The sequence below is a fragment of the Micromonospora echinofusca genome (genome assembly GCF_017614955.1).
GTDB lineage: Bacteria > Actinomycetota > Actinomycetes > Mycobacteriales > Micromonosporaceae > Micromonospora > Micromonospora echinofusca_A.
On record NZ_WVUH01000471.1, the window covers coordinates 1 to 4,522 of the forward strand.

General features: G+C 67.3%; 5 protein-coding genes and 2 pseudogenes. 5 read left to right on the forward strand and 2 right to left on the reverse strand.

Features of this window, described 5'->3' with window-relative positions; all coding sequences use genetic code 11:
- Positions 1–425: 425 nt before the first annotated feature.
- The 5 genes and pseudogenes from GSF22_RS31095 to GSF22_RS31115 form a co-directional block, all read left to right on the forward strand.
- A pseudogene (locus tag GSF22_RS31095) lies at positions 426–771 on the forward strand (sigma-70 family RNA polymerase sigma factor); the annotation flags it as partial.
- Complete coding sequence (locus tag GSF22_RS31100; protein ID WP_208817485.1) at positions 760–969, forward strand: hypothetical protein; 210 nt, start codon at positions 760–762, stop codon at positions 967–969. The pseudogene GSF22_RS31095 and the gene GSF22_RS31100, both read left to right, overlap by 12 nt.
- 278 nt (positions 970–1,247) lie before the next feature.
- Positions 1,248–1,775 (forward strand): DUF6244 family protein, encoded by a 528-nt coding sequence (locus GSF22_RS31105; protein ID WP_208817481.1) that lies wholly within the window; start codon positions 1,248–1,250, stop codon positions 1,773–1,775.
- A 247-nt stretch (positions 1,776–2,022) separates the two neighbouring features.
- Positions 2,023–2,370, forward strand: a complete 348-nt coding sequence (locus tag GSF22_RS31110; RefSeq protein WP_208817482.1) for a hypothetical protein — start codon at positions 2,023–2,025, stop codon at positions 2,368–2,370.
- Between the two features lie 22 nt (positions 2,371–2,392).
- On the forward strand, positions 2,393–2,845 hold the full coding sequence (locus GSF22_RS31115) for a SitI3 family protein (protein WP_208817483.1): 453 nt from the start codon (positions 2,393–2,395) through the stop codon (positions 2,843–2,845).
- On the opposite strand, the gene GSF22_RS31120 is transcribed toward GSF22_RS31115, so the two are convergent.
- Together GSF22_RS31120 and GSF22_RS31125 are read right to left on the reverse strand one after the other, a co-directional pair.
- On the reverse strand, positions 2,846–3,379 hold the full coding sequence (locus tag GSF22_RS31120; RefSeq protein WP_208817484.1) for an Lsr2 family DNA-binding protein: 534 nt from the start codon (positions 3,377–3,379) through the stop codon (positions 2,846–2,848).
- 96 nt (positions 3,380–3,475) lie between these two features.
- A pseudogene (locus GSF22_RS31125) lies at positions 3,476–4,522 on the reverse strand (hypothetical protein); the annotation flags it as partial.

Consider the following 4,522-nt stretch of genomic DNA (forward strand, 5'->3'; position numbering starts at 1 on the left):
GGGCCGGTGAGACGCCCAAACGGGCAGCTGTACTACCCGCGCCTGCTGGCGAAACGCCCCGACGTGGACGTGCTGCGGAACCTATGCGACGCCGATGTTCCCGTGCTGCTCTACGGTCCGCCCGGCACCGGCAACGACCTCACTGATCAGAGCCGCGTTCGGCGCCGACCTGCACACCGTGCCCGACGACGGGGACACCACCGTCGGCGACTACGTACCCACTGTCGGCGTACGGGTTCCGGTGCAGAGCCAGGTACGTCAAATGCGCAGAGGCCTGGGTTGCGAGTGGCGCTGGGGGACCTTGCGGCGCCGGTCGCCCCGGCGACGCACGTCCGTCGCTCACGATGAGCAACCGGTGGACGTGGGCCGTCACCCGAATCGCGGCGGAACAGCGCGGTGAATCATGCGGTGGTCCCTCATGGCGCATGGCCGGTGAGCCGCTGTGCGACGACCGGTCCGTGGCTTCCAGTATCGACTCGGCCTTGCTGTCAGCGGCGCGCGGCGGGGATTCGGACGCGTTCGCCGTTCTGGTCGGCCCGCTGCAGAGGGAGCTGCACGCATACTGCTATCGGATGTTGGGTTCCGTCCATGACGCGGACGACGCCATGCAGGAGACGCTGGTTCGGGCTTGGCGGGCGTTCGACCGATTCGAGTTTCGTGGATCGATGCGGCCCTGGCTGTATCGGATTGCCACGAACCGGTGTCTGTCGATGCTGGAACGGCGGGGCCGCCGGGAGCTGCCAGCCGATCCCGACCGTATTGCAGGAAGCAGGGACCCTGCTACAGGCCGCCATCCGCGTCGACCCCTACAACAAAGACCTGCACCGCCGCGCCGTACACGCCCTGACCGGCCTGGGCGACCAGGCGGCCATCGACACACTGCTCGACACCTACACCCGCCGACTCACCACCGCCGGCCTGAAACCCCACCACGACCCACACCAGCCCACCGCATACTCCGACAGTTGATCAACAGCGGGACCCTGACCAATTGGTGAAGCAGGCCGCGAGACTCGCGGTCAGGCCGCTACCGGGCAGTTGGCCGAGGACGAGCGGGCGAAATTAACCCGGCTGCGGCGGGACACCTTCCGTTTACGTGCCTCGGCGTCGCGTTCCGCCCCCACCAGTCGCCCGACAGTCTCTGAAAGGTCAGCATCCGCTGCCGTCGATAGCGCGTTCCAGGGAATCCAAGTAGCTTTCAGATTCCTTCACGGCCTTACCTGCCTCTGATCGATAACGTCGACTGCGTGTCGCATATCGAAAAGATCACCAGCGAGCTCCGTGCGTTGATGGCCGGCGTCGAGCGCGCGCAGGCCTTGGCCGCCGCTGCCGACAACCAGGCGCAGGAGATCGCCCTACGGGCCGCTGGCGCGGGCTTCGTCGCCATCGCGGCCGGCATGGTCCGAGTACGTAGCGCCATCACCACCATCCAGGGTGGCCTCGGCAGCCTCGCCGCTTTGGTCGGTGACGCCACCAAGGCAGCCGCCGCGGTTCCACAAGGAGCCAGCCCTGAGGAGACAATCGCCGGGCTGATGCCCGTGCGGAGCGCCGTCGACGGCATCCGCGATGCGGCAACGGGAACGATCTCCCAGGCCAGCGAGGCACAGCAACTCGTCGTCGCGGTCCTGCAGGGCGGGGAACCTGGACCGATGCTGCAAACGTTGGAGAGCGTCAAAGAGATCCTGGTGTTGCTGGTCCAGCGCACCAGCTCCACCAGGCAGGTCATCGACGCGGCGATCGCTGAAGCCCGACAACTGGGGTCATCGGGAGAATGAGCTGGGCTGGCGGAGCCGTACCGACCAGCCCAGCCCCGCCCATCAGCGATAGTCGGACCTCACCGGCTGTCGTGCCGGCAGATGCCGCCTCCGCTGACAACGACGCGGCAGCGCCGTGGAGCAGGCAGCCCACCGGCGTTCCAGGTGGATCACCGACCGGTCACGAACCAGGATCCCTCCCCGGGAGGACAACGAGGTACGGCGTTCGCTGGAGTTGGAGAACGAGTGCGCCGACACCGTGGCCCACATGGGCTACCGGGTCCACCAGAACCCCACGAATCCGGAGATCTCCCAAGCGAGGCTCGACACCGGGGATGCGGGCGACCCGGGGAAGTCGCCCGACTACCTGATCGAAGGTCACGTTTTCGATTGCTACGCTCCCACTCCACCCAAGACGGTACGAGGCGTTTGGGGTGTGGTGTCCCAGAAGGTCGATAAGGGGCAGACTCAACGCGTGGTACTGAACCTGGAGGACTGGCGCGGAGATCTCGCCGACCTGCGGAAGCAGTTCGACGACTGGCCCGTACCTGGGCTGAAGGAACTGGTAGCGGTGACCAGAAGTGGCGCGATCGTGCAGATCGTGCGGCGAGACTGAGAACTGAGGGAAGGTTGCGGACATGGCTATCGAGTTCCGATTGACCCTGGCGGGTGAACTCCCCCTGGATCAGGTGGCTGAGCTCGCCGCTGTCGAGGTCACCGAGACGCAGACCACCTCTGGGCGTCGGATGCTGAGCGCAAGCCTCAACGAGAGGTGCGGGTATGTGATCGACTTCGTCTCCGGGGAGCACGGCTACTACGACGCGGAGGATGATGACGGCTCCCTGTGGACCTGGGAGCCGAAATCTTACGTTGATGTCGATTTCTACATGCGCAAAGAGGTCCTCGCTGAAAAAGGGATCCCCAACATGCTGGCCACTGCGGCACGGATCCTGAACGGGAGCACGGAGGACGCGGCTCTGGTGTTCAACGGCAACCACCTACTGTTGACCCGCACCGATGGCACCCTACGCAAGCATCGACAAAGCTGGTGGGAACACCATCAACTCGACAAGGACGCCATCAGTCGTTGATCAGGTTTGGGTACGGATGGTCGCTTCCCGCCAGGCCTCGACGATGTGGGTGGGGATGCGGCCTATGGGTTTGACCTGGTAGCCGTTGGTGGCGGCCCAGGCCCGTACGGCGGCTGCGTCGACCTGGCTCCTACCGCCTCTGTGCGGGGCCGGCTTGGTGATGGTGGTGTCCGTCTGGGGTGGGGTGGCGTCGCGGTCCAGGGATTGGATTCTGGCGCGGGCTTCGGCGAGTTGTTGTTCGAGGGCGGTGACCTCCGCGTCCAGGCGTTGGCGTCGGGCCTGGTACTCGGTCTGGACTCGGTGGGCGAGGTCGGCGGCGAGGGTGTGGATCTTCTCGGCGAGGGCGCGGGTGCGGCCGTTCTCGGAGCGCAAGGCTTGGGAGAGCAGGTGGTCCACGTTCACGGTGACCGCCCGTGGAGGGTCTTCCTCGGCCGACCGGGCGAGGGCGGAAATGGCCTGGCCGGGTGGGGTGCGTTCGCCTGCGGCGAGCCGCCGTAGTTCGGTCAGACGCTCGTAGGTGAGGGGTTCTGTCATGACGGTCTCTCGGAGGGTGGTGTCACGGGACTGGGTCGCTAATGCTGCTCGTGTTGATGCGCGCCCAGAGCACCTGGGTGCTGCCGCCAGCGCGTCCTACGGCTGGTCATCTGGCGGGTGGTTGCGGGTCAGCTCGCCGAGCGTGCGTCCGGGGATGGTGGCCATGCGGGCGATCTGGTGTAGGTGTTGTTCCAGGTCGCGGAGTTCGTGTTCGGTGAGGCGTAGTTCGGTGGTCGGGTCGGCGTACGCGGGTGCGGTGTATTCGCCGCGTGCGGCGGCGGGGTAGGACTGCAGGACGCGGCGGCGTAGCTGCCCCATGGTCTCGGCGACGGCGGTGAGCAGTGCCGACACGGCGGTCAGCGCGGCGGTGGCGATGTCCGGGTCGACGCTGTCGAGGGGGTCGTGCAGCGTCCAAGCGGCGCGGTGGGTGTGGTCGGCTGCGGCGCGCAGGGACCGCACCGCAGCGGTCCGGTCATCATCGGGGTTGCCGTCGTGGGGTTGGGTCAGCTCGTGGCCGGTGCTGAGTAGGCAGGTGGCGGTGTCGGCGAGTTGTTGTCGGGTGCGTGGGTCGGTGGCGCGTAGCGCGTCGCGTGCGGCGGTGTCGCGGCCGGCGAGGGCCAGGTCGATGACGCGCCGGGCCTGAGGGTTGGTGGCCGTGTCCGGTGATCGGGCAGACAGCTCCGGGACGTGGGCCACGTTCGCGGCGCTGTGCTTGCCGCGGTCGAGGATGAGGACGTGGGAGAACAGGCCCGGTCGGGGGCCGGTCGTGATGCGTTCCTGGGCGGAGAGGACCTCCCCGGTGTGCGGGTCGAGGACAATCTGCGAGTGTGTTCCGTTGACAGAGGCGGCGAAGACCAGCCCGTCACGTCCGGCGAGGTCGGTGGTCTGCCCGAGGTAGGCGAGGCCGGGCACCCTGGCGAGGACGCCCAGCGTGGCGGCGCGCTGTTCCTGGTTGAGGTACTGGCTGGTGGCCAGGCCGACCACTGCGTCGATGAGCAGTCGGGCGTACTCGGGTTCCCCGGACAGTTGGCGGGGAGCCAGCGTGTCCGCGAGCAGCCTGGGATCGGTGGGCATCTGCGACAGGTACGGGCGGAGTCCGCCCACCTGGTAGCGGGTGATCTGTTTCGGGGCGTGGGTGAACAG